This is a genomic window from Rhizobium sp. N324, assembly GCF_001664485.1.
Lineage (GTDB): Bacteria > Pseudomonadota > Alphaproteobacteria > Rhizobiales > Rhizobiaceae > Rhizobium.
Genome location: NZ_CP013632.1, coordinates 97,304 through 120,469, shown reverse-complemented (window position 1 = coordinate 120,469; position 23,166 = coordinate 97,304). Strand labels below are relative to the sequence as shown.

Below are 23,166 nucleotides of genomic sequence, written 5' to 3'. Positions count from 1 at the left end.
CTGCGCCTGACGCGTCACGATGTGACGAGGTCGATTTCCTTGAGTTGTCTCGATGTATCCGCCAAAGCGGCGGGATCGATCCTTGCCGCGCTGTCGACAAGCTTTCGCCCCTGGACGTAATCGCGCGGCGAATTGATGCAGTCGAGGGCGAGAACCGCCCCGTTCTTCAGATAGATGACACTGAAGCTTCGGGAGGCGGGATCTCCTCTCGTGACGACACTGTCGAAGCCGTAATTGAGGCCGACCGTCTGCATTTTCAGGTCGTACTGATTGGACCAGAACCAGGGCATCGCATCGTAAGGCTTGAACTCCCCGCAGATGGCTTTGGCAGCCGTGGTTGCCTGATCAGTCGCGTTCTGCACAGATTCAATGCGGATGCCCGGACCGTATTGCAGACGCGCGCAGTCGCCGACGCAGTAGATGTCGGGCAAGGACGTACGGCAAAACGCATCGACATCCACACCGTTTGGACCTTCAGCTCCGGCCGCCTTAAGAGGCCCGTCCGACGGAATAATGCCAATTCCGACGACGACGATGTCGGCTGCAATCGCCTCGCCGGAGGCAAGAGCAACGCTCGACACGCGGCCGTTCGTTTCCTCCAAAGAGGTGACGCCGCTGTTGAGACGGATGTCGACGCCGCGCGCCCGATGCTCGTTTTCGTAAAAACGTGATATTGGCTCCCCCGCAACGCGCGCCAGCACACGGTCAAGGGCCTCGACCAAGGTCACGTCCTTGCCGATCTCCCGGAACACTGCGGCCGCTTCCAAGCCGACGTACCCGCCGCCAATGATCACGATCCTTTGCGCATCGGGAAGAACATCGAGCAGTGCGTCGCAATCCGCCTTGCTGCGGATGTAGAAAACGCCTGTCAGGTCGCTGCCGGGACAGGTAAGCTTCCGCGGATCGCCCCCCGCGGCCCAAACCAGCTGGCCGTAGGAAAAATGTTCGCCGCGATCGGTCATCACGGTGCGAGCCGTGGGATCGACCCGGCTAACGTGCCGCCCAAGCAACAATTCCACATCGCGCGCGCCCCAGAAATCCTGGGGGCGCAGATGCATCCTGTCGAACGTCTTCTTGCCGGCCAGGTAGTCCTTCGAAAGTGAGGGGCGGTCGTAAGGAATTTCCGGTTCAGCGCCAATCAGCGCGATGCTTCCCGTAAAGCCGCACTGCCTGAGTGCGGCCGCCGTCTGCGAGCCGCCGTGTCCGCCACCGACGATCACGCAGTCGAAAGATTGGGTGAGGTTCCCCGGTTTCATCTCACGCCACTCTTTCGGCGCCGATGAGGACGAAGCACATGGTGGCGGGCCTGTCGCCCTTGTTGCGCCAGGCGTGGCGGGTTCCGCACTGGACCACGACATCGCCCTGCTTCAGCAAGGTTTCAGCGCCGTCGTCGAGTTCGAGCCAGATCTCGCCGTCGAGCACAATGTCAAAATCGACCGTATCGGTGGTATGCATGCCGGGCGCGTCAGGTTCGAAAGCGTGGATCAGGCCGGGGATGTGGACTGTCTGCTCCGCGAAGACGGAGGCGTGATCGACGGTTGCGAACACCGAATCCGGCGGGAAGACGACGATCATGAGTTTCGTCGCTCCCGGCTCAGGCGTGATCAATATTTGCGGCGGCGCCTGCTCAGCCTGGTCTTGCGGGAGGACAGGTTTGGCGGCGGTGGCGTAAAGAACCGACGTCAAATGTCCCGGCACAGAATCGTAGGCGTGGGCGTTGGGCGTCGGGCCGTCGCTGACAAACACCGACTTGCCGTCCCTGATACCCGTGACGATGCGGCGAGGAATGCGCACTTCAGCCGCCTTATTCATAGATCAGGCCTTTCGCTTCGAGCTGCTGACGCATGTTGTTGATGTCGAGGCTGAGTTGGCCCGACTCGTAAAGGCCGCGCTTTTCGTCTTCCATCTGTTGTCGCTTGCGGGCCTTTTCGAGCACCTGAGCTGCCTCATCGCGCTTGACCACGCAGACCCCGTCGTCATCGGCGATGATGACGTCACCCGGTTCGATAAAGGCGCCGGCACAGACCACGGGCACCTGCACGTTCGCCAGCGTTTCCTTGACGGTGCCCTGGGCTGATATGGCCTTGGCCCATACCGGAAACTTCATCGCACGAAGATCGGCTACGTCGCGGACGCCGGCGTCGGTCACCAGGCCGAGAATCCCTCGCGCCTTGCAGGAGGTGGCGAGCAGGTCGCCGAAATAGCCGTCGATGCATGGTGAGGTCGGTGCGACAACCAGGACGTCCCCCGGTTGGGCCATTTCCAGCGCCACATGGATCATCCAGTTGTCGCCGGGCGGAACCTCGCAGGTCAGTGCCGTTCCACCGATGCGCGCGCCGTCGATTACCGGACGCAGGTGCGGCGCCAGCAGCCCTTTCCGTCCCTGAGCTTCATGAACCGTGGCGACGCCGAGCTTACCCAGCGCCTCACATATTTCGCGGTCCGTCCGCGGGGTCTTTGTCATTACTTTCATCGAAAATCTCCTGGTGTGACCATGGAACGCTCCTCAACAGATCGCTTAGCTGGATGCAGCTTCGAGGAGACCGCGATCGAATACGTCCCCCCCTAGAGGTCTGGCGGCTTCGTCAAGCAGGTTCGCGCGGATCATAAGGTCGATGGTCGTATCCATCGCAGCTTGTGGGATGGACAGGTCACTGGGCCACATACCCATGTCGCGCATATAGCGAAGCCCATGTGACGCCAGATCGATATCCTCCTTCGTCGTGATCCGCTGGAAAATTGGCAGCGTGACATCGTCTCGACTGGGATCGTTGGTGATCGCATAGGCATCGATGAGCGCCCGCAGGAAACGGACAACCTTGTCGCGGTTGCCGTCCAGCCAGCTCTTGCGGCCGATGACCGCGGCGAAGACGATTTCAGGGATGACGTCGTTGATCTCGCCGATCAGGTTAAAGCCGTCCCGCTCGGCCAGGAAATTCCAGGGTGCCGGCTGCGGCGCGCAGTCGATCTCCCCTGCCTGGAGTGCTTCCCAGCGCTTGGTGTGGATGCCGGCGAGTTCGAATTCATAGTCGCCTGGATAATGCAGCCCATCCTTGGCGAGCAGCATCTGCGTGTAGATCGCAGTGCCTTCGGTGAGCGACGACGTACCGATCTTCTTGCCCTTGAGGTCCTTGATCGACTTGATCGAAGGCTGGGCGACGAGCGACATCGGCAGACGGTTCGAGTTCGACGCGATCACACGCAATTCGCCGCCCTTGACGAAGTTGGAGACCGCGCCTTCCGGCGGCGTGATGGCAAGGTCCGCTTCACCCACGAGTACGGCGCTGGTCGCCTTGTCGACAGTACCCATCTTTTTATATTCGATGGACAGCCCATGCTTGGCGAAGATGCCGAGTTCTTCGGCGACGAAAATCGGTAGCCAGTTGAACCCTTGCGCCCCGCCTGCGAGGCTCAGATGTTGGCTCGAAGCCATGTGATTTCTCCCTGGTAGTTGCGCCTTCAAAGGCCGCGCTTGCGTAGTCTCTTGTCCAACAGCGGATAGACGCGCCGCGCGTTTCCTTCGAAGACTGCGTGTCTCTGGTCGTCGTCGAGGGCGAGCTGGTCGATGTATCTCTTTGTGTCGTCGAACGGATGCCCGGTCTCGGGATCGATCGCCTTGACCGCGCCGAGCAACTCCGAGCCGAAGAGGACGTTCTTGACATCGACCACCTTGAACAGAGTGTCGATGCCTGCCTGATGGTAAACGCAGGTGTCGAAGAACAGGTTGTTCATCAGGTGCGTGTCGAGGCTCGGCTTTTCGAGCATGATCGACAGACCTCGGTAACGGCCCCAATGATACGGCGCAGCCCCGCCGCCATGCGGTATGATCAGCTTGAGTTCCGGGTAACGCTCGAACAGATCTCCCTGGATGAGCTGCATGAATACCGCGGTGTCGGCGTTGATGTAGTGCGCTCCCGTCATGTGGAGGCAGCGTTCGCAGGAGCTTGACACGTGAATCATCGCGGGAAGCTGGAGGGCGACCATGGCCTCCCATATCGGGTCCCACCACGGATCGTAGATCGGCGGGGCGCTCCACCGTCCGCCCGAGGGATCGGGATTGAGATTACAACCAACGAAGCCGTTCTCGACGCAGCGCTGCAACTCGTCGATGACCGCAGAAAGGTCGCCGTCGATCGTCTGCGGAAGCTGGCAGACGGCGGCGAAATTGTCAGGAAACATGTCGACGATGCGGCCGACATTGTCGTTCGACAGACGCGACCACTCCTTGGCCACTGCCAGGCCTGGAACGTGGTGGCCCATGCCGGAGGCACGCGGGCTTAGGAGCGTCACATGCGAACCGCGCTCGCGCTGTATCTTCAGCTGGTTTTCTTCGATGATGTCATGGAGCTGCTTGTCCGGAATGCCGGGATAAATGGGCTGCTCGGCCGCCTTGCCTTCCGCATAGGCGACCTGCGCCGTCCGGAAGGCGTGGTGCTCCGGTGGCTCCGTTGTGAAGTGGCCGTGGCAGTCGATGATGAGCGACATCAGGCGTTCCACTTCGCGGGCAGATCGGAGATGCCGCGGAACCGCCAACCCTTGCCCTTCATCTCGTGCGAGGGGTCGAGCCGGAGGTCAGGCAATTGCCGGAATACCTCCGCCAGTGCGATCTCGCCCATGGCCCTCGAAAGGAAGTGGCCAGAACAGAAGTGCGGGCGGAAGCCGAATGAGAGGTGCTGCTTCTTCTTGCGGAACATGTCGAACGTGTCGGCATTTTCGAAGCGGGTCTCGTCACGGTTGGCAGAACCCAGGACGATCGCCACCGACGCTCCTTGTGGAATGACAGTTCCCGCGATCTCGAAATCCTCCCGGGCGACGCGCGGTGTGACCCCGATCGGAGCAATCCAGCGGAGGCCCTCATCGAAGGCGCGCATGGCGTTTTCCTGTGGCTGCTCCGCCATCATCTTCGCTTGAGCGGCATTTGTCAGAAGGCCTGCGCAGGCGTTCGCTGCGGCGTGGCCCGGCTCCTGCAGGCCCCCGAGAATGATGACGCGCATTGTGGGCGAAATTTCTTCCCAGCTGCGGACCTCGCCCTTCGGCATGCCGCCATACATGACGTGGCTCAGAAGCGAGTTGTTAGGCTTGGAAAGGCAGGTCTGATAAAGATCGCCCATCTGACTATCGATGTCGGCAAGCGCATCGTCGAGCCGCTTCCAGACTGCCGCGTCGTTGCTGACATTCTGCAGGCCGAGCGCCATAGCGTGGAACCACTCGACGAGCGTCTCGTTGGGGGTTTCCGTCAGGCCGATAACGTCGCCGATACACCGCACCGAGATCGGCTCGAAGAGTTCGGCCGTGAGGTTCGCTTCTCCATTCTTCTTGACGGAGTCGATATAGCGCTCCACGACCGGGCGTGTCAGACCCTCGACAAACGAGCGCACGCGCTCCTGAGTAAGGTTCTGATCAATGCCCTCACGAAGGCATTGGTGGTCTTCGCCGGACATGGTCAGGACGTTTGGCATGCCCATAACACGGGCCTCGGGGCGGTCGGCCGATCCGGATGGTCCGAAGATCTTGTCGTTGCCGCCGACTGTTCGACAATCGTCGAACCGCGTGATGAAATATTCCTTCGTTCCCTCGAAGAAAGCGACGGGCCGCTCTGAGCGCAAACGCGCGTAGACGGGATACGGATCCCGGTAGAGGTTTTCGCCCGTTAGTTCGGTATGTGATCGCGTCATCGATTTCCTCCCAGAACTCCCGCTTGGGGAGTTGTCGCCAGTTCTCCCCGGTCTCCAGCCGGGGGCACGCATCTCTGGACGTTTCGGGAAAGCAATCGAACGAGATTGAGACTTGACATACCGAAACGTCTTCAGATACGAACTGGTATCCAAAGCGGGATTGGCTGTCAACAACAGAAATTGACGGACAGGAGGAGAAGCCGCTTCAGGAGGGAGGAATAAAGTGAACGACAGCAGCATCGAAGAGGTGCGCCCGGTGCTCCAGGCGCGGGGTGTTTCCGTGCAGTTTGGCGGCGTAAAAGCGCTGACAGACGTGTCGCTTTATGTAAGGCCGGGTGAAATCTGTGGCCTCATCGGGCCGAACGGCGCCGGAAAATCAACTTTTCTCAACGCCGCGACCCATCTCGTGAACTACGCAGCCGGATCGATCATGCTCGACGGCCAGCCGCTCGAAGGCGTTGAAACGCGCGACATGATTGGACGGGGCGTCGCACGGACGTTTCAGAATTTAGGCATCTACGCATCGATGACGGTTCTCGAGAACGTCATGCTGGGCGCCCACCATCGGTTTGGCGGGAATTTCGCAAAGGCGATCTTCGCACCGCTCCGCGCAAGAGCATTGGAGCGGTCCACGCGTGAAAAGGCGATGGCGGTGCTCGATGAGGTCGGCATGGCGGATCTGGCCCCCCGCGCGGCCGGTTCGCTGCCCTATCCCCTGCAGAAACGGATGGAAATCGCCCGGGCGCTCGCCGCGGAGCCGAAGATCCTCCTGCTCGATGAACCCGCCGGCGGACTGACCCATGGCGAGGTCCACGAATTCGGCGCGCTCGTCGACGGGATAAGGCGCAGACGCAATCTCTCCATCCTTCTCATCGAGCATCACATGGGTTTGGTGATGAGCCTTTGCGACCGGATCGTCGTTTTTCACCTCGGCCGCAACCTGGCCGAAGGCACTCCTGCCGAAATCAAGTCAAACGATGCGGTGATCGCCGCTTACCTCGGGAAAGCGGCATGACCCTTTTGGATATCAAAGATCTGTGCGTTTTCTACGGAAAGACGCAGGCACTGTTCGACTGTTCGTTCTCAGTGGGCGAAGGCGAATTCGTCGCCCTGCTCGGCGCAAATGGGGCCGGAAAGACGACGCTGCTGCGCGCAGTCTCAGGCCTCCTGTCCTTCAAGGGTTCGGTTTCATTTGCCGGCAAAGCGCTCGATAGGATCTCCGCCCAGACGCGCCTTGCCCTCGGTGTTGCGCATATCCCGCAAGGTCGCGGCACATTCACGGAGTTTACCGTGGAGGAAAACCTGTCGCTCGGCGCCACGATCCTGACCAGCCGCTCGCAGGTAAGGGAAGACAAAGAACGTTGGTACGAGACGTTTCCGAGATTGCGGGAACGGCGCAACCAGCTCGCCGGAAACCTCAGCGGCGGCGAACAACAGATGCTCGCCGTGGCTCGGGCTCTGATGTCCAGGCCGAAACTGCTGATGTGCGATGAACCATCTCTCGGATTGGCGCCGTCGATCACGCAGGAGATCCTTGCGATCTTCAAGTCCTTGAACAAGGAGGCCGGTATGACTTTGCTCGTGGTCGAGCAGAACGTCGACATCACCCTTCAATATGCAGACAGGGCCTTCGTGATCGAGGCTGGCCAGATCGTCGCGAACGGCGCCGCGAGCGAGCTGATCGGCAACGAAGACATCAAGAAATCATATCTGGGAGTCGCCTGATGAGCCTCTTCTTCCAGCTCGTCGTCAGCGGCTTGACCACGGGTGCTATCTACGCGGCGCTCGCACTGGCGCTCGTCCTCATCTTCAGGGCGACGAACGTCGTCAATTTTGGCCAGGGCGAGATGGCGACATTCTCGGCCTATGGCGCCTGGCAATTGATGCAGTGGGGTGTGCCGTTCTGGCTCTCCGTCCTGGTGAGCCTCGCGGCGGCATTCGCCATCGGCATCGTGACATTTCGTCTAATCATCCGACCCATGATGGACGCGCCTGTGGAAGCGGTCGTCGTCATCACGCTTGGCATCCTCGTGTTGTTCCAGGCTGCCTGCATGTGGATTTGGGGGGCGGAACAGCTCTCCTTCCCCAGCCTTTTCCCGGATGGCGGGGTTAGCATCGGCGACGTTCGCGTGCTTGCCTCAGCCATCGGGACGCTGGCGATCCTCCTGGCGATTGCGCTGACCATGGGCTTTATCTTCCGCTTCACCAAGCTCGGATTGTCGATGCGCGCAGCCGCCTTCGACCGGACACGCAGCGTTCTCGTCGGTGTCGATGTCGAACGCATGCTGATGCTCGGCTGGGGCTTCGCCGCTGTCATCGGGGCACTCGCAGCGATTCTGATCGCACCCCGCTTGTTTCTCAGCCCTACGATGATGACGCCGATCCTCTTTTATGGCCTGGCGGCCGCGACCCTCGGCGGCTGGGATAGTCCGCTGGGCGCCATCGTCGGCGGCCTCGCCGTCGGCGTCGCCGAAAGCCTGGGGGCAAGCTACCTCCCGTTCATCGGAGCCGACATGCGTATCGCGGTCCCGATCGCGCTGACATTGACCATCCTGCTCGTGAAGCCCGTCGGCCTGTTCGGCTCCTACAAGGTGACAAAACTATGAGAGACTTTTCCCTCTCAATCGCGATCAAGCTTGGTGTCTTCGCAATCGTCGCGGTATCGATCCCGGTCTTCGCGCCGGCCTATGCGCTCCAGCAAGTGGCCATAGCGATCGCCTATGCCATCGCGATCCTCGGCCTGAACCTTCTGATGGGATATGCCGGGCAGACTTGCCTTGCCCAAGGAACGCTGTTTGGTGTCGGCGCCTATGTTACCGCCATCCTGAACGCGACTTACGGCATTTCTCCTCTGGCCACGCTACCGGTCGCGGCTGCAGTCGCCGCCGCAGTCGGCCTGGTGATCGGCCTTCCGGCGCTCAGGCTTCAGGGTCTGCAGTTGGCCATCGTCACTTTCGGTATCGCGGCGGCATTTCCGCAGTTGCTCCTCAAGATGGGAACCCTGACCGGTGGCGTATCCGGGCTTCTCGTCGACGCTCCCGAAACGCCTGATTTCATGGCGGACGCTCCGGAGCTTTGGCTTTACCTGATCTCGCTCGTCTGTGCCGGCGTCGGTGCATTGCTCGTCTCCCGAATGCTGTTGGGCGACGCCGGTCGCGCTCTGAGGGCACAGCGCGACAACCCTCAGATTGCCCAGGCGCTTGGCGTGAACCTGACGCGTGCTCGACTGTGGGCATTCGCGGTCAGCTCGGCGCTCGCGGGACTGGGCGGTGGGGTGTTTGCCATCGTCAGCGGCTTCATCAGCCCGGAATCTTTCCTCGCGATCCTGTCCATCAACATCGTGATCGGAAGTATCGTCGGCGGCGCCACCAGCATCGTCGGCGCCTTCGTCGGTGGCCTGTTCATGGTTTTCGTTCCGAGCTGGGCATCCGACATCAACCTGAGCTTCGGCAACCTGATTTATGGCCTCGCGCTAATCCTCATCATGATGGTCGCACGCAATGGGGTCACTGGCTTCATCGAGAAATGGCTTTCGATGATTTTTCGGAGGGCGGCCGGCTGAGCTGACCGCCAATATGGGAGGAACTGAAATTGAGGTTGGTTTCTATATCGAAAGGATGCATGACGCAGCTGGCCGCCGTCGCGCTGCTCGTGGCTTCCCACGCCAGTGCTGCGGAACCGTCACCGGGCATCACTGACGACACGATCAAAATTGGTGTGACAGGACCACTCACTGGCCCGGTCGCAGTCGTTGGCGGCGTCGCAGAGGGCATTCGGGCGCGTGCCGAGCAGGCTAACGCCGAAGGTGGTGTCAAGATGGGCGACGGCAAGACGCGTAAGATCGAACTCGTTATCGAGGACGATGGTCTTGACCCTCAGCGCACCCTGGCGAATGTCCGGAAAATGGTGGAGAAGGACGACGTCTTCGCGCTGGTCGGCACCGCCGCTACTCCGAACAACCTCGCGATCGGACGCTACATTACCCAGAAGAAGGTCCCGAACGTCTTCATGTATTCCGGGGTTATCTCCCTGAATGCACCAAAGTGGGAAGTCGGCTTCGTACCGTCATTCTCAACCGAAGCTGACGCCTTCGCTGCATATCTCAACGCGACCAAGCCTGAGGCCAAGGTGGCCTTTCTCTATCTGAACACGGAAACCGGCCAAACGTTCATGAAAGCGTTCGACCGCGCCATCGAGGCCTCCTCGATCAAAGTGATCGAACGCCAGCCCGTGACATCCCAGGACCCCACGGTCGAGACGCAGCTGAACACGCTGAAGGCATCCGGTGCCGACACCCTGGTCATCATTGCCGCTCCGCGGCAGGGTGGCGAGGCGATCCGCTTCCAGTCTGAGAGCGGCTGGAAACCGTTGACCCTCGTGACAAACTTGTCGTCGGCTTACCCTGTCCTTCAGTCTGTCGGCCTGGAGAATGCCAAGGGCATCATCACCTCGGACTTTCTAAAGCCGATCATCAGCGACGAAAAGTCGGGTGACCAAGGCGTCGACCGCTATCTCGATGCCATCAAGGCAGCCAAGGTGAACTTCGTCTTTGCAAACACCATTGGCCAGACCGGATACGCAATCGGCGACGCCCTGGTCCAATCTCTTGAAAAGCTCAAGGAGCCGACCCGCGAGGAACTGATGAAGGTCGTCGATAACATGGACGGCTGGAAGAACCCCCTGCTCCCCGACGACATCAAGATAACGACCAAGGGGGACACCGACATCTACCCCGTCGAAGCGCTCCAACTCTATCAGTTCGATGGGCAGAAATACATTCCAATTGGTGGCGTTTTGGATTTCGAAGGTACGACTCACGAGTAGCGATGATCTTCCCCAAGGGTGCCGTTTAACCTCGGCGCCCTCTACTGGCGAATCCATAAATTGCCTCACCTTGAAGGGATATGAACTAACGACCGCACTATTTCGCATCCTCGCTGGAAATAGAATTGTTTTACAATTCAGATAATTAGCCCGACTAAGGGCTGCCACTTTGGCGAGCAACAGGTTCTGAACGCAAATATCAGGATAGATGCCGCTAACCGCTCCTTATGTTTGTACTCGGTCTCTAACCCATCGCAGACTTTCAGAGACCCGTTTTCGCGATGAAGCTGAGGACGTCAGCTTGGTTACTTTCACAAACGATGAGCTGGTTATTGTGAGGCGACGGGCCACAATCGACCCTCTGATCCATCGAAATATTGCGCTACGCTGACTTCCCCACCAGAGCTCTTCGTGCGAAATGTTTAAATTAAACGTTTGGTTGAAGAGAGCGGATAGTCAATCATGAGCGCGATAGCTCACACAACGGCTATTGTTTCCCTGTTGGAGAGGCGAACCGCAAGGAAAGACGGGATCGTTGGCTGATACTTTGCTTGCCCAGGACATTCTCGACGGCAAGATGCTGGTCGTTGACCCACCGCTTCAGATGAAACGTCTCGAACCGCTCTGCCAGCTGCGGATCCGTCAACAGCGCCTGCCGAGCAAGGTCCGTACCTGCACAGATCAGCGGCACCTTCAGATCATTCGCCAGAAACCGGATGACATTGAGGAAAATCCGCTGCTGCCGGTAGGTGCCGGTCAGCATCGCGTGGATCTCGTCGATGATCAGCATACGAATGCTCATGCTGCGCATCAGGTTGCGGCAGGTCGCCTTTAGCCGAAAGGTCGCGTCGCCCATCGGTCCAGGTGCGTTCATTGCATTGAGAAGCTCGCCATAGACGTCACGCTCTATCGGTTCGGCTGGCATTTGCATCGCCACGACCGGCATGGTCGTCGTGCCAGTGCCGCGATCGAAAGTTGGCACGCGATCGCGAAGGAATTTTCGGATGATCTTGGTCTTGCCCATGCCGGTGTCGCCGTAGATCAACAGGCATGGCATTCGGTCTCGCGGCGGGTACGTGAGCAGGTCGTTGAGCCTCGCAAGCGCCAGATGTGCATTTGGTGTTTCCAGCCACCGATCGGCGCGGATCCAGGCGATCCGTTCATCAGCTGTGAGATCCGCATATTGCCTGTATGCCGGTTGCAGGTGGGAGTATCGCGTCACGACCACTCCTCGACGTTGAGCGGAGGCAGCTCCACAAAGTGTTGGTCATCCCCAGAGTCCCGCGCAGGAACGGTAGAATGCCTCTCCCACGCCAGCGCCCGGGAGCGCTTTTCAGCGTTCCGTCGCACGCTGCGGGTCTGCTGGCTCGACATTTCGACGATCCGTCTCTGCCCGTCGATGGTCTTGAAGATCAGGTCGGCGTCGACGGAGCGCACGCCACGCTGCCTCAATAAAGCCAGTGCCTGCCTATGCTCTCCGAGCGTGATGCGTGGCCAGCCGAGATTTGCGAAGCGAATTGGCCAGATAGATCCGTCGGGCGCCTCGCCGTAAACCGTGGAGAGGTCGCGAGGATCATATCGAACGCGCATCTTGCATGGCCCGCCTGCCAGCGGACTGAGGACGTCATCCCAGTATTTGAGGCCGAATAAGTGCACACCGTCCCTTCGGACGTTTCGTTCCTCGAATGGCAGAAAGTCGAGGAGAAAACGGTGTTCGTCATAGGGTAGCCGTCGGGGAAGCGGGCGTGCAGCGACAGCATCTTCCCAGGCCGTATTTGGAGGCAGTCGCAAGGCGCGGTGGATGTTGGCATGATATCGACCGACGATCTGCAAGGCCAACCATTGCTCAAGCTCGTCGAGGGTCATGACGGCGTGTCTCTGTGCGTCGTAATCCGCGCGGCTGCTGATATCGCTGGATGTGGATCCCGGCAGGAGATGCACAGCGCCCATCATCGTTCCGATCAGTCGTTCGATATGGCCACCGAAGTGGGGACGGGCGACGGGACGATACTGAAGCTCTACGCCGTGTTCCGCAGCACCTCGCACCAGCGCCTTGCCATGAAACTCGCGGCCATTGTCGAGGTGGATGACGTCAGGCAACCCGAAGACCGGCCATTCCGCCTCGATTCCGCGCGACGCGAGCCAACTGTCCTTTGGTAAAACAACGTGTTGGACAGCCAGGGCGACGGATGCCGACGACGGGTTTTCCAGACTGAGATAAAACCCTGCGACCATCCGGCTCGCGACATCTATTGCCAGCGTCAGCCACGGCCGCTGAAGCGGTTGCCGGCTGACTGTATCGACGATGAACAGATCGACAAGGGTGTGGTCGATCTGAACGACCTGGAGCGCATATTGCGCCGAATATTCACCCACCACTGGCGCGAACTGCTGTCGGGCCGCCTTCGCACCCTCCCGCAACTTCATCAGCCGCCGTTGGTCGCTCTGATCCACTCGCGCTTTGACCGCCTTCCAGGACGGAGGGTACAGATCCCGCTGGTGGCAGGCTCTGAGAACGTGGTCATGAACTGCGCTGATGGTCGGACGTTCGCGAGCGCAATAGACGGCCTCGATGGCAAGCCTGACCACGTCTTCCTGATCGGCCGATAGCAGTCGCCTCCCCTTCTCCGGGCCGGGCATTTCGTCGAGAAGCGAACTGGTGACGGGTCGCTTGCGAAACTTAGCGACGAGCTCATAGAGCCGCGTGCGCTTCAGACCGAGTTGTCGGCAGGCCGAAGCGATATCTCCTCGAGATATCCGGGTTGCTAAGATCAAAGGCCTTATGACGGCCTCCCGTGCAACGGCCTTCTGCCAAGCCGGGTCACTCACGGTCAGCTTATCTGGTCTGTCCGCCATCGAAGATCTCTTCGTTCCTGGCTAAGGTGAGAAGCCGATTCCAGTTTTGGGGATTAAGGTGACCGCAGACCGTTACAGATCAAAGACAGCGACTTCTTCGAGTTAACAAAAATCCGCTTACCAGGTCGAATCCGCCGATCGTCCCCGAGTGCACACCGTTAAAAAACAGTTAATTATGGTCCGTCCCTCTAGGAGTCGTGGACTCTTGGGATTCCCAAAGGTGAGCAAATCAGATTCAAGACTGTCTTTTGGAGGCAGTCATGGGTGTTTTAGATCGTCTCATTCTTCGAGATGACCAGTGGGAGCGGATGTCTCGTCATATCATTGGCGACGATCGCACGCGCGGTTCGTCTGGACGTGACAATCGCATGTTTGTGGAAGCGGTCTTGTGGATCGTGCGGACGGGTTCACCCTGGCGCGACCTGCCGGAGGTGTTCGGTGATTGGAACAGCGTGTTTCGCCGCTTCAGCCGCTGGAGCCAAAAGGGTGTCTGGTGGCGTGTCTTTGAGGCGATGTCGGAGGATGCCGACTTCGAATATCTGATCGTCGACAGCACTATTATTCGCGCCCACCAGCACGCCTCCGGCGCAAAAAAGGGGCTGAAGATCAGGCCCTTGGCCGTTCCCGCGGCGGCTTGAGCACCAAAATCCATATGGCCGTGCGTGGCCTTGGATGTCCCGTTCGTTTCATTCTGACCGCCGGTCAGAAAGGCGATGCACCGCAAGCCGATCTCCTGATCGAAGACCTACCAGCCGAGGTCGTCATGGCCGATACGGCCTACGACAGCGACCGGCTACGCAAACTCATTGCCGACAAGGGCGCGCAAGCGGTCATCCCGAACAACCCCTCGCGTGCCAAGAAGTATCCGCTCGACAAGCAACTTTATGCTCAGCGCTATCTCGTCGAATGCTGCTTCTCGAAGCTCAAGCAGTTTCGACGCATCGCCACACGATATGAGAAAACCGTTCGAAACTACAAAGCCATGATCGCTCTGGCCGCAACAATCCTATGGCTCAGATAAGTGTCCACAGCTCCTAGGCCTGACAGGCACGACTAGTCCGTTGAACGACTACGCCGCGCCGTCGTGATCGTTGAGCAACTAAAGGAAAACATCTGAAGGGCCTGCGTAGAGTGGCTGAACGACATAGCCGTCCGATTGGCAAATATCCTCTCGGGGACGCGCATATTGCCGGAACTGCTCGTCCTCGTTTGCGTGCTTTGAGGTCCAGGCAAAAGGCTCGCTCTTGGAAGCGCTCAATGCCGCAAGAATAGCTGCCTTCATCCAGCCGTTTTGATGTCGCGTTGATCGCGAAGTCAGTTGCTCTAAGGGCCGCCTCAACCATTTCTGGTGTAACTTTTTTCATCGCCTACACTTCATTGACAGAACCAAAGAATTCCACGCATCCACCGAAAGCCTAGGGGAGGATTTGCAGGAAGCAACCACGATCCCAGCCCATATTTGAAGAACATCAGTGGGCAACTCGCCTTTAGCAATCAAATCAGGTTAAATTCCATCCAATGTCAGCGAGTCTTCTCAATTAGGAAGAGCTACTCGTGTGGAAAAACAATAACATGCAGTCCAGCGATCTTGGACAGACGACAGTCGGGACCAGTCATGCTCGGGCCGTTACTGCGGGCGCGGGTACGACTTATGGACCTTCGCGGGCAAATCAGGCTGCGGACTCGTGGCTCACCGACCGAAGGAACCTGAGATCACTCTCAGTCGAATTTTTGAACTCATCACACCGCGAATATCCGTCCCGGTGGGAGTCATCGCTATCTGGAGCCGATCTTCGCTGACGATCGACAATCAGATTTTTTCAAGCAACGACTTGAAACCGATTTTTTGCAAAACCAGATAATTTCCGCTGGACGCCGCAAGGGCCAGTTACAGCTGAGGTGCCGCTTGCTCGGCGCCTTCGTACCCATGTTGCTTCAAGGAGGATATGGCTATGGCAACATCTTACGATTATGCACCGCTTTTCCGTTCAAGCGTCGGGTTCGATCGGGTCTTCGATCTTCTTGAAAGCGCACAGCGCGCCCGCTCGTCGAGCGACTGGCCGCCTTATGACATCGTCAAAACGGGCGACGACACCTACCGCATCTCGGTCGCTGTCGCGGGTTTCTCGCAGGATGATCTTGACCTGACATTCCAATCGAACCTGCTGATCATCACCGGCGACAAGCGGGAAACGCAGAGCGACTGCTATCTGCATCGCGGCATTGCCGGCCGCCCGTTCGAGCACCGTTTCGAATTAGCGGATCATGTGCGGGTTTCGGGCGCCGATCTGACAAACGGTCTGTTGTCGGTTGACCTTGTTCGTGAAGTCCCCGAAGCAATGAAGCCGCGAAAGATCGAGATCCAAACGAACGCGGCCCAAACGAAGCCGCTAAATGCCCTCCCGATCGAGGGCCAGAAAGCGGCCTGACGTCCTAAAAATAGGGGCTCCGCTATCGGCGCCCCTTCCCTTTCAACAATCGGGCTTTTTGAAAGGAGCGCAAAATGAAACCCGATGCGTTCGAACCGCCGGTCACCATTTTGACCGGCCTGGGTATTCCGACGCCAGTTCACTCTGTAATGCATGCCTATCGACTTTTGCTGGACTGGCCCATTGGAAAGCATGACGCAGCACATGCGGTCGCGTTGAATGCCTGCAAGACGGCCATCAATGGCGAGATCGAACCGGATACAGCGAGAAGCGTATTTGTGGCCTTCGCAGAGAAACACGACCTTCTGGCGCCGGACCACGGTGTCCTTGTGGGAGCCCGCAACAGACACGGTAGTGATCCGCATATGCGATGAATGCCAGGGTGTAACGGGGAATTTCGGCACGGATTGAACGCCATGCTTCCTTGTCCGGCGCACCTCTTTCGAACTTGTGGGATGGAGTGAAGACCGACTAACCAAAAGCCGCAGCTGTAAGCTCTTCCGCATTCCGCCTGACGCTAAGGCTTTAGGCCTGTGCGCAGGATGTCTGTCTAAATTTAAGTTCTCGGATCACTTCCATTTCCGCAGAGAAACGGGAGCAGTCAGCAACCCACAAGGGCACCGCCTGCGGCGCCCTTGTGTATAGCTGCAGAGCTGCGAGCACTGCGCGTCTTGCGGGCGACAACGCGAGCCCTGGTAACAGCGGCCTTCTCATCGCTTGTGGGGTGGCGCGGGGAACAGCGGGGCGTTTTCGGAGTTTCCTCGAGGACCATGAGGACAAAACGATGCGCTGGCGTTCCTGGCTAACCGACCTAGGCACGTGGACTGCCAGTCCATATGCCTTCGCAATCGTGATTATCTACGGGCTTTCCTGGTTGGTATTCAGTCGTCAGACTCTTGAATGGCACGGCTTGGCCACCCTTGCCACGTGGCTCATGACCTTATTCATCCAGCGCGCCGAACACCGGGATACGCAGGCAATCCATGCCAAGCTGGATGAACTTCTTCATGCTCATGGCGACGCCAGGAACCAAATCACGCATCTTGACGAGAAGGAGCCGGAACAGATCGAGAGTTTCCGGGAGGCCCACACGGCTGCCGACTAACTGCCGACATCTTTCCGCCCGGCCTGACCATTCTGTCGCGTCGATTCTTGCGCCGATCTCTGAACTGCCGGCCGGGCCTTCTCACCTGCGCGACAGCGACGACGACAACCCGACCCCGGGTCTCCGCGCCTTCGAAACGGGTGATCCGCCTGCTAGCAAGACGCGGCCTATAACGCCCTCGGATCCTGCATTCTCGCTCTTTCGCTCGCAGGTTCGTCATACCCGGTTACTCCGGTTTCGTTGAAAAATTCCGCCGACGCCCGGACGTAGAAATGAAGTCAAAAAGAGCCTCGCGCGCCTTTCGCAATTGAAGTTCACCGGGCCCCGTTTGCCACATCAATAGCAGCCGTGCTTCCCCGCCGACACGGAACAGCCGTCACCGGATTGGCTGGTGACGACTGTAGGAGACGCATCAGTGGAGCGAGTCGGAAGAAGGCGCATTGATGCGAGTGGCGGCCAACCCCACATAGGTTCCGATCAACGTCGTCGACATTTCCTCCACCGAGCGACAGCCTTGATCATAAAGCTCGATAGCTGCGTCGCATAGAAACGACGACGCTTGATCGTCCCATTCGACCCCGTAATATCGGTACCATTCCCGGACAGCCTGCGACATAATGCGATGGTCGGCTCTATTGTTCGCCATGGGACACCTTAGAAGAGAACGCGCCCACGGAAGTGCAACTCGAAGGATCGCCAAGACTTTTCAGCGCTGATGGCGAGGGCTCAGTGACGGCTGATTTCGCCTTCAACTTTCTTCCGGGAGTTGCCAGCGCTCTTGACCGCTTACTTTACCGTATCCGTGGAAACACCTTCCTTTTTTGCTTCGTATTTCACTTCGTGATCTTGCCCGCCAGCAACGCGCGCGCGATCCTGTGTGCGGCCTCGGGATGTCTGGTTCTTTGCCATTGGATTTTTCCTCGGTGAATCTTCGCAAGGAGAGAAACTCGCGACGATTCCAGTAGTTCCCGTGCTCATCATGCTGCGCTTGAAGTGACGACCGGACGCCCTACGCAGGGTCGACGAAGAGAAGCTGACGATGCAGTATCAATGGACATGGGAGCGCGATGGGAGGGGAACCAAGCGGCCGCCTCCATACCGCCGACGCCTGAGCGACGTCCTTCGCGGCAAGTTTGCCGGACCATGCCACGGATTGGGTTTCGACGCTTAAGATGCAGACTATGTCGGCATAGCCGTTCATTGCTCACACCTCGGGTGGACGCTCCGCATAAAGCCGACGGCTTCGCTTCTTCTCAACCCCCGAGACAAGATTCGATCCGGAATCAATCTCTGAACGCATTTCGATAACCTGTTGAAAAATGATTCGTTTCGAGTCGGAACGAATCACCTTGAGACGTCTTTGAGTCGCGACGAAGTGATTCGGAGAAGCGTCATGGCAACAGGGCACCGCGCGCAGTGGAAAGGCTTCATAAAGTTCGGTGAGGTCAGCTGCGGAGTAGCGCTTTATACCGCGGCAAGCACGGCAGAGCGCATTACCTTCAATACGATCAATAGGGCATCCGGCAACCGGGTAAACCGCATCTTCATCGACAGCGAGACAGAAGATCCAGTTCCGAAGGAGCAGCAGACAAAGGGCTTCGAGATTGAGGACGGCCAGTACATCATCATCGATCCCGAAGAGGTCGCTGCCACGATCCCCGAGAGCAACAAAACCCTCGAAATCGAAGCCTTCATACCCTGCTCGGATGTGAACGACGTCTACTTCGACAAGCCCTATTACCTGACCCCTGACAGGATGGGCAGCGACGCATACGCGGCGCTCCGGGACGGCATGAGGAAATCCAATGTCGTCGCCATAGCGCGCACGGTTCTGTTCCGGCGAATGCGAACCGTGCTCATTCGGGCACATGGCAAAGGCCTTATCGCGACCACCATGAACTACGACTACGAGGTCCGCTCGGCGAAAACGGCCTTTGAGGACATACCCAAAATGAAGATAGAGGGAGAGATGCTCGATCTTGCCAAACACATCATTGGTACGAAGAGAGGTACATTCGACCCTGCGACTTTCGACGATCGCTACGAAGCCGCCCTCGCCGACCTGGTCAAGGCCAAAATGGAAGGCAAGGCGCTTCCCAAGCCGAAGAAGATCGAAGTGTCGAAGCCGAACGATCTTCTCGCCGCGCTGCGCGAAAGCGCGGGCGTGTTGAATGCCGCAAACAAGCCCAAGCGCACCGCCGCCAATGCCAATCAGGGCACGGGTCGCCAACGCGCCGTACGCGGAGCAGCTTCAAAAGCCCCTGCTTCCGGAGCGGCCGCGCGTCGCAAGGCAAGCTGAGGAGACCGCGTCATGGCACCGCGCTACTACTGGAAAGGCTACTTGAAACTGTCGTTGGTCACATGCCCTGTTGCGATGTCTCCAGCGACCAGCGAAAGCGAGAAGGTTCGCTTCCACACCCTCAACCGCGACACCGGAAACCGTGTCTTTTCACAGTACGTCGATTCCGTCACGGGCAAGCCCGTGAAAGAAGACAACGAGGTAAAGGGCTACGCACGCGGCGAAAACGACTACGTGCTCCTGAGCGACGACGATCTGGATCGGGTGGCGCTCGACACGGTGAAGACAATTGACATCGAGAAGTTCGTCCCGGCCGATAGTATCGACTGGATCTACTTGGAAAAGCCTCACTACCTCATGCCTGACGACGCTGTCGGGAACGAGGCTTTCGCCGTCATCAGGGACGCGATGAAGGCGGACAAGGTCGTCGGCGTTTCAAAACTCGTCATGGGCCGCCGCGAGCGCGCCGTCATCCTCGAACCTCGCGATGAGGGCATTGTTCTATGGTCGCTGCGGTTCGGCGACGAGATCCGTCCGGAGGAGAATTATTTCGACGACATCGAGGCCGAAGCCGATCCCGATCTCGTTCCTCTCGTCCAGAAACTGATCAAGCAGAAGTCAGCCCGCTGGTCGACGAATATGGTCAGCGATCCGATCCAGACCAGTTTGCTGAAGCTGATCGAGGAGAAGAAGAAGCTTCTGAAGCCGAAGAAGACGGCAAAGGGGAAAGCAGCGCCGGCGCCCGCATCGAATGTCGTCAACATCATGGACGCGCTGAAAAAGAGCATCCAAGCCGACCTCAAAGGTCGGAAAGCTGGATGAGATCCCGGCGTCAAAAGGACACCAGGTACGCACGCAGGCGCCAACCGGCGGCAATTTCGTTGGTGATGAGACTATGCGGCCACCATCACAAACAGGCGTAACTGGACGAAAAGACTGTGATAGAGCGGGGCGGAGCGAATTCCAGTTACCTCGCCAACGGAATTGTTGCGGGTCATCGATCATCAGATCGGGGCCGCTGGTCGCATCCTTCCCCGTCCGAACCCACGCGCTAGCCAAAGAGGTCGGCTACTGAAGCAGCTATAAGGTAGGCGTTTTTACGGCGCAGCCTCTCCTAGCAGTACGTCGATTTCAATGCAGGGTGACTGCTCGCGCTGGAATAGCGATCTCCTCGGCGACGAGGCGATTGAGCGCAACCGCCACCTCATCGAGAGACCAACCAACACTCAGAGCATGATCAATTATCTGGTGAAATTCGTTTTCGAGAAAGTCCTCGCAGTCGTGAAGACGATCAGACGAGACAATGATCTGGCGCGAATTTAGGATTCTGGGCATGGCCTTATCCTTTTCTGCGAACCTAACCGGTATGACACGCCATTGTTCCCGCCGCGATCTTGGGCGGGCGATCCCAGGTTTTGGGGTGCACGATCGACGCCAAGGCTCGCCTCCCATGCGGATACCTCACTTCTCGACCTTTTACGGCGATGGGTTCACCTTTACGTCCGTCCGCGCTGCGCCTACGAGCGGCCTCAAATGATGAAGCTCACGGTCGCCCGGCTGGTATAGCTTGATGATGATGGCGGCCAGCTGGCGGGGGTCCAGTTAGGCCAGCAGTCGCTTCGACCCATAGCTCTCACTTTGTCGCAGTTGCGCCACTGCCAAGCAACTCTTCCCTGCGAGCGTCTTCGTGTTCAGGCTGCACGCGAACTGCGGAAGATGGGTGGATAAGCAGCGTCACCTGTTTTCGAACACGGCAGTCGGGAACATTTTTAAGCGGCGGCGGTTCATTGGGCCGTCATCAACGGAGGAGATCCCATGGCGGACGCCCAGCACACATCCTTGATCATCACCGGCCTGAAGAACGCCCATGCAATGGAAAACCAGGCGCTCTCGATCATGAAGCCGCAAGTCTCCCGTATCGAAAACTATCCAGAAGTCGCGCGTCGACTTGAACAGCACATCGCCGAGACGGAAAGCCAGATCGCGCGTCTTGAAGACCTTCTCGATAGCTTCGATACAGACCATTCGACATTGAAGGACATGGCACTGTCGGTCGCCGGAAGTGTGGCGGCGATGGGACACACGATTGCTGCAGACGAGATCCTCAAGAACTCCTTTGCAAACTTTGCCTTCGAACACTTCGAAATCGCCGCATACAAGTCGATGCTCGTCCTTTCGGAGCTCGGTGGATACCGCGAAGTAACCGCGGTTCTGCAGACAAACCTGAAAGAGGAGCAGGCAATGGCACAGTGGCTGGACGAGAACCTGCGGGATGTAACATTGCGGTTTGCGTCCTTGAAGGAAAGCGGACAAACGGCAAAGGTCTGATTGAGCAAAGCGGACCACTTTGTTTACGGCGCCTGACCTCCCACACATCATTCCATCCTGAATGCCCGTCAACCTTTGTGGGAGGTCGGGCACGGTCCACCCCTTGTATCCATGACGAGTGAGTGGGGCCTGAAGTCGCCCTTCTATTTCTTTTGTACGGTGGCGGACACGGCCGCGACGGGACACGGACGCTAGAGTCTGTCAGGGTTATTCTGAACCATACCCTGCATGTCTGAGGTAGTTGGAGCACTCCTGGGGACTGAACGCCTTCAAGAGTTCTCCAATGCGTCTCCATGTAGTTTCAACGGTTCGTTCGTCTGCCTTTCTGACGAGTGTCTTGAGCTTTGCGAACATCATCTCGATGGGATTGAGGTCGGGGCTGTAGGGCGGCAGGAAAAAGAGATGTGCACCGACGTCTCGGATCGCATCGCGGGCCGGCTTTCCCTTGTGGCTTCCCAGATTGTCGAGGATGACGATGTCACCGGCTTTGAGTGTCGGGACCAGACATTGGCGAACCCATGCGGTAAAAGCGATGCCATTGATGGGACCATCGGGGACGAAGGGGGCAACGATGCTATCGCGGCGTAAGCCGGCCAGGAAGGTCAGTGTCTTCCAATGACCATGAGGGACTTTTGCAATGAGGGGCTCTCCCCGCTGACACCAGCCGCAGGTGCGCGTCATGTTGGTCTTGACCCAAGTCTCGTCGATGAAGACGAGACGGTCCGGATCAAGCCGGTGCTGATGGGTCTTCCATCGCATCCGGAACCGGACCACCTTCGGGCGGTCTTGCTCGCTTGCCACCATCGTTTTTTTTGAAGGTCTTGCCTTCGCTGCGCAGAAAGCGCCAGACGGTGTCGTGAGACACGTTGATCCCCGCAGCCTTCAGGTCCGCCGACAGTGCGCGCACCGTCCAGTCGGACTTGACTTGTAGCCGCTGACGCACGGCATCGGCGGCCGCACCCCTCAGTGTCGGTTTGACATAGCCGCCGATCTTCGCCGGCATCAGGCCTTTACCTGAACGATCGAGCTGTCCGATCCGTACCGCTGTCGCAGCCGATATGCCGAACCGCTCCGCTGCGGCGCGAACCGTCATGCCATCACTCAACGCTGTCGCAATGCGCGTTCGCAAATCCAGAGAAAGAGGTCGCACCATCATTGCCGGCCTCCACACCAGCAATGACCTTGAATCACAAAATCAAAGGCAAGGGAATCTCCGCACGATTCCGATTAGCGCTGACAGACTCTAGGAACTCTGGTTGATGCCTGAGGTTTGGGCTCCTGCAAAGATGATCCAACCCATAAAGGTGAAACTCATGATCTTGAAGATCCTTGCGACCTCCGCACTTGCTCTTGCTCTTGCCACATCTGCCATGGCCCAATCCTCGGGAAGCTCAGGCAGCTCCAGCGGCAGCACATCATCGAGCAGCGGTGCCTCCGGTACCAACAGCGGCGCCTCAGGCACCAACGCGACGGGCGGTGGCAACATGGATGGCAGCGCCGTTGGCAGCAGTTCTACCGGGGCTGGAGCTGACGCCGGCAACCCCTCCGATAGCAGCAGCAATTCCGGCGCCTCCGGCGGCGACCCGAACGACTGCCAGCGCGCGGCGGGAAGTGGCAGCGGCAATCCGACCCCCAATAGTTCCACACAAT

General features: G+C 58.6%; 24 protein-coding genes and 1 pseudogene. 12 read left to right on the top strand and 13 right to left on the bottom strand.

The window, feature by feature from the left end; genetic code table 11:
• Nucleotides 1-14: 14 nt before the first annotated feature.
• Genes AMK05_RS24340 through AMK05_RS24315 form a run of 6 tightly spaced genes read right to left on the bottom strand, consistent with a single transcriptional unit; the run spans nucleotide 15 to nucleotide 5,915 of the window.
• Nucleotides 15-1,256 carry an NAD(P)/FAD-dependent oxidoreductase gene (locus AMK05_RS24340; RefSeq protein WP_064841881.1) on the bottom strand — a complete coding sequence of 414 codons (1,242 nt, stop codon included), beginning with the start codon at nucleotides 1,254-1,256 and terminating at the stop codon, nucleotides 15-17.
• A gap of 1 nt (nucleotide 1,257) precedes the next feature.
• Nucleotides 1,258-1,812, bottom strand: coding sequence for a cupin domain-containing protein (locus tag AMK05_RS24335; protein ID WP_064841880.1), 555 nt, complete (start codon nucleotides 1,810-1,812; stop codon nucleotides 1,258-1,260).
• On the bottom strand, nucleotides 1,805-2,473 hold the full coding sequence (locus AMK05_RS24330; protein WP_064841879.1) for a 4-carboxy-4-hydroxy-2-oxoadipate aldolase/oxaloacetate decarboxylase: 669 nt from the start codon (nucleotides 2,471-2,473) through the stop codon (nucleotides 1,805-1,807). The genes AMK05_RS24335 and AMK05_RS24330 overlap by 8 nt, the downstream gene beginning before the upstream one ends.
• A 45-nt stretch (nucleotides 2,474-2,518) precedes the next feature.
• A complete protein-coding gene (locus AMK05_RS24325) occupies nucleotides 2,519-3,433 on the bottom strand; it encodes an ABC transporter substrate-binding protein (RefSeq protein WP_064841878.1) in 915 nt (304 codons plus the stop codon).
• A 26-nt stretch (nucleotides 3,434-3,459) separates the two neighbouring features.
• Nucleotides 3,460-4,485 (bottom strand): amidohydrolase family protein, encoded by a 1,026-nt coding sequence (locus tag AMK05_RS24320; protein ID WP_064841877.1) that lies wholly within the window; start codon nucleotides 4,483-4,485, stop codon nucleotides 3,460-3,462.
• Nucleotides 4,485-5,915, bottom strand: a complete 1,431-nt coding sequence (locus tag AMK05_RS24315; protein WP_237352237.1) for a cytochrome P450 — start codon at nucleotides 5,913-5,915, stop codon at nucleotides 4,485-4,487. The genes AMK05_RS24320 and AMK05_RS24315 overlap by 1 nt, the downstream gene beginning before the upstream one ends.
• Here AMK05_RS24315 and AMK05_RS24310 point away from each other — a divergent pair.
• From AMK05_RS24310 to AMK05_RS24290, 5 genes are all read left to right on the top strand, one after another.
• The gene (locus AMK05_RS24310; RefSeq protein ID WP_064841875.1) at nucleotides 5,899-6,690 is read left to right on the top strand and encodes an ABC transporter ATP-binding protein; all 792 of its coding nucleotides are present in this window, start codon (nucleotides 5,899-5,901) and stop codon (nucleotides 6,688-6,690) included. The genes AMK05_RS24315 and AMK05_RS24310 overlap by 17 nt on opposite strands.
• On the top strand, nucleotides 6,687-7,400 hold the full coding sequence (locus tag AMK05_RS24305) for an ABC transporter ATP-binding protein (RefSeq protein WP_064841874.1): 714 nt from the start codon (nucleotides 6,687-6,689) through the stop codon (nucleotides 7,398-7,400). Before AMK05_RS24310 ends, AMK05_RS24305 begins: the two co-directional genes overlap by 4 nt.
• Nucleotides 7,400-8,281, top strand: coding sequence for a branched-chain amino acid ABC transporter permease (locus AMK05_RS24300; RefSeq protein ID WP_064841873.1), 882 nt, complete (start codon nucleotides 7,400-7,402; stop codon nucleotides 8,279-8,281). Before AMK05_RS24305 ends, AMK05_RS24300 begins: the two co-directional genes overlap by 1 nt.
• A 95-nt stretch (nucleotides 8,282-8,376) precedes the next feature.
• A complete protein-coding gene (locus tag AMK05_RS24295) occupies nucleotides 8,377-9,237 on the top strand; it encodes a branched-chain amino acid ABC transporter permease (RefSeq protein WP_237352236.1) in 861 nt (286 codons plus the stop codon).
• A gap of 59 nt (nucleotides 9,238-9,296) precedes the next feature.
• Nucleotides 9,297-10,499: an ABC transporter substrate-binding protein gene (locus AMK05_RS24290; protein ID WP_064841871.1), complete on the top strand. Its 1,203-nt coding sequence runs from the start codon at nucleotides 9,297-9,299 to the stop codon at nucleotides 10,497-10,499.
• A gap of 487 nt (nucleotides 10,500-10,986) precedes the next feature.
• Here the strand turns inward: AMK05_RS24290 and AMK05_RS24285 are convergent, their stop codons facing one another.
• A complete protein-coding gene (locus tag AMK05_RS24285; protein ID WP_237352235.1) occupies nucleotides 10,987-11,721 on the bottom strand; it encodes a TniB family NTP-binding protein in 735 nt (244 codons plus the stop codon).
• Entirely contained in the window at nucleotides 11,718-13,355 is a 1,638-nt protein-coding gene (locus AMK05_RS24280) for a Mu transposase C-terminal domain-containing protein (protein ID WP_064841870.1), read from the bottom strand. Before AMK05_RS24280 ends, AMK05_RS24285 begins: the two co-directional genes overlap by 4 nt.
• Nucleotides 13,356-13,615: 260 nt before the next feature.
• On the opposite strand from AMK05_RS24280, the gene AMK05_RS33585 reads away from it, so the two are divergent.
• The 4 genes from AMK05_RS33585 to AMK05_RS24255 all read left to right on the top strand — a co-directional run bounded on the left by AMK05_RS33585 (nucleotide 13,616) and on the right by AMK05_RS24255 (nucleotide 16,889).
• Nucleotides 13,616-14,376, top strand: a protein-coding gene (locus tag AMK05_RS33585) for an IS5 family transposase (protein ID WP_094447631.1) whose coding sequence is annotated in 2 segments (ribosomal slippage) — nucleotides 13,616-13,943 and nucleotides 13,943-14,376 — 762 coding nt in all. Because the reading frame shifts where the segments join, the coding sequence is not laid out codon by codon here.
• A 931-nt stretch (nucleotides 14,377-15,307) separates the two neighbouring features.
• On the top strand, nucleotides 15,308-15,784 hold the full coding sequence (locus tag AMK05_RS24265) for an Hsp20 family protein (RefSeq protein WP_064841868.1): 477 nt from the start codon (nucleotides 15,308-15,310) through the stop codon (nucleotides 15,782-15,784).
• A gap of 74 nt (nucleotides 15,785-15,858) precedes the next feature.
• Nucleotides 15,859-16,158 carry a DUF982 domain-containing protein gene (locus AMK05_RS24260; RefSeq protein ID WP_064841867.1) on the top strand — a complete coding sequence of 100 codons (300 nt, stop codon included), beginning with the start codon at nucleotides 15,859-15,861 and terminating at the stop codon, nucleotides 16,156-16,158.
• Between the two features lie 410 nt (nucleotides 16,159-16,568).
• Nucleotides 16,569-16,889, top strand: a complete 321-nt coding sequence (locus tag AMK05_RS24255; protein ID WP_064841866.1) for a low affinity iron permease family protein — start codon at nucleotides 16,569-16,571, stop codon at nucleotides 16,887-16,889.
• Nucleotides 16,890-17,301: 412 nt separating this feature from the next.
• Here the strand turns inward: AMK05_RS24255 and AMK05_RS35640 are convergent, their stop codons facing one another.
• Nucleotides 17,302-17,535, bottom strand: coding sequence for a hypothetical protein (locus tag AMK05_RS35640; protein WP_064841865.1), 234 nt, complete (start codon nucleotides 17,533-17,535; stop codon nucleotides 17,302-17,304).
• 143 nt (nucleotides 17,536-17,678) lie between these two features.
• Nucleotides 17,679-17,798: pseudogene (locus tag AMK05_RS33580) on the bottom strand (DUF3606 domain-containing protein); the annotation flags it as partial.
• Nucleotides 17,799-18,282: 484 nt separating this feature from the next.
• On the opposite strand from AMK05_RS33580, the gene ku (AMK05_RS24245) reads away from it, so the two are divergent.
• Nucleotides 18,283-19,188 (top strand): non-homologous end joining protein Ku, encoded by a 906-nt coding sequence (gene ku, locus AMK05_RS24245; protein ID WP_064841864.1) that lies wholly within the window; start codon nucleotides 18,283-18,285, stop codon nucleotides 19,186-19,188.
• A gap of 12 nt (nucleotides 19,189-19,200) precedes the next feature.
• The gene (ku, locus tag AMK05_RS24240; RefSeq protein ID WP_064841863.1) at nucleotides 19,201-20,010 is read left to right on the top strand and encodes a non-homologous end joining protein Ku; all 810 of its coding nucleotides are present in this window, start codon (nucleotides 19,201-19,203) and stop codon (nucleotides 20,008-20,010) included.
• Between the two features lie 309 nt (nucleotides 20,011-20,319).
• Here ku (AMK05_RS24240) and AMK05_RS34740 read toward each other — a convergent pair whose 3' ends face one another.
• The gene (locus tag AMK05_RS34740; RefSeq protein WP_145924774.1) at nucleotides 20,320-20,523 is read right to left on the bottom strand and encodes a hypothetical protein; all 204 of its coding nucleotides are present in this window, start codon (nucleotides 20,521-20,523) and stop codon (nucleotides 20,320-20,322) included.
• 480 nt (nucleotides 20,524-21,003) lie between these two features.
• On the opposite strand from AMK05_RS34740, the gene AMK05_RS24230 reads away from it, so the two are divergent.
• Nucleotides 21,004-21,516 (top strand): ferritin-like domain-containing protein, encoded by a 513-nt coding sequence (locus AMK05_RS24230; protein WP_064841861.1) that lies wholly within the window; start codon nucleotides 21,004-21,006, stop codon nucleotides 21,514-21,516.
• 207 nt (nucleotides 21,517-21,723) lie between these two features.
• Here AMK05_RS24230 and AMK05_RS33575 read toward each other — a convergent pair.
• A protein-coding gene (locus tag AMK05_RS33575) for an IS630 family transposase (RefSeq protein ID WP_171899858.1) occupies nucleotides 21,724-22,669 on the bottom strand; the annotation gives its coding sequence in 2 pieces (ribosomal slippage) (nucleotides 21,724-22,329 and nucleotides 22,331-22,669; 945 coding nt in all).
• Nucleotides 22,670-22,759: 90 nt separating this feature from the next.
• Nucleotides 22,760-23,140 (bottom strand): hypothetical protein, encoded by a 381-nt coding sequence (locus tag AMK05_RS35350; RefSeq protein WP_171899851.1) that lies wholly within the window; start codon nucleotides 23,138-23,140, stop codon nucleotides 22,760-22,762.
• Nucleotides 23,141-23,166 lie beyond the last annotated feature (26 nt).

Coding starts and splice junctions, on each gene's coding strand:
- AMK05_RS24280 (WP_064841870.1), bottom strand. CDS start 13,355: ATGGCGGACAGACCAGATAAGCTGACCGTGAGTGACCCGGCTTGGCAG.
- AMK05_RS24320 (WP_064841877.1), bottom strand. CDS start 4,485: ATGTCGCTCATCATCGACTGCCACGGCCACTTCACAACGGAGCCACCG.
- ku (WP_064841864.1), top strand. CDS start 18,283: ATGGCAACAGGGCACCGCGCGCAGTGGAAAGGCTTCATAAAGTTCGGT.
- AMK05_RS35640 (WP_064841865.1), bottom strand. CDS start 17,535: ATGGCGAACAATAGAGCCGACCATCGCATTATGTCGCAGGCTGTCCGG.
- AMK05_RS24330 (WP_064841879.1), bottom strand. CDS start 2,473: ATGAAAGTAATGACAAAGACCCCGCGGACGGACCGCGAAATATGTGAG.
- AMK05_RS24230 (WP_064841861.1), top strand. CDS start 21,004: ATGGCGGACGCCCAGCACACATCCTTGATCATCACCGGCCTGAAGAAC.
- AMK05_RS24335 (WP_064841880.1), bottom strand. CDS start 1,812: ATGAATAAGGCGGCTGAAGTGCGCATTCCTCGCCGCATCGTCACGGGT.
- AMK05_RS34740 (WP_145924774.1), bottom strand. CDS start 20,523: ATGCCCAGAATCCTAAATTCGCGCCAGATCATTGTCTCGTCTGATCGT.
- AMK05_RS24315 (WP_237352237.1), bottom strand. CDS start 5,915: ATGCTGCTGTCGTTCACTTTATTCCTCCCTCCTGAAGCGGCTTCTCCT.
- AMK05_RS24260 (WP_064841867.1), top strand. CDS start 15,859: ATGAAACCCGATGCGTTCGAACCGCCGGTCACCATTTTGACCGGCCTG.
- ku (WP_064841863.1), top strand. CDS start 19,201: ATGGCACCGCGCTACTACTGGAAAGGCTACTTGAAACTGTCGTTGGTC.
- AMK05_RS24305 (WP_064841874.1), top strand. CDS start 6,687: ATGACCCTTTTGGATATCAAAGATCTGTGCGTTTTCTACGGAAAGACG.
- AMK05_RS24340 (WP_064841881.1), bottom strand. CDS start 1,256: ATGAAACCGGGGAACCTCACCCAATCTTTCGACTGCGTGATCGTCGGT.
- AMK05_RS24255 (WP_064841866.1), top strand. CDS start 16,569: ATGCGCTGGCGTTCCTGGCTAACCGACCTAGGCACGTGGACTGCCAGT.
- AMK05_RS24265 (WP_064841868.1), top strand. CDS start 15,308: ATGGCAACATCTTACGATTATGCACCGCTTTTCCGTTCAAGCGTCGGG.
- AMK05_RS24290 (WP_064841871.1), top strand. CDS start 9,297: ATGACGCAGCTGGCCGCCGTCGCGCTGCTCGTGGCTTCCCACGCCAGT.
- AMK05_RS24300 (WP_064841873.1), top strand. CDS start 7,400: ATGAGCCTCTTCTTCCAGCTCGTCGTCAGCGGCTTGACCACGGGTGCT.
- AMK05_RS24325 (WP_064841878.1), bottom strand. CDS start 3,433: ATGGCTTCGAGCCAACATCTGAGCCTCGCAGGCGGGGCGCAAGGGTTC.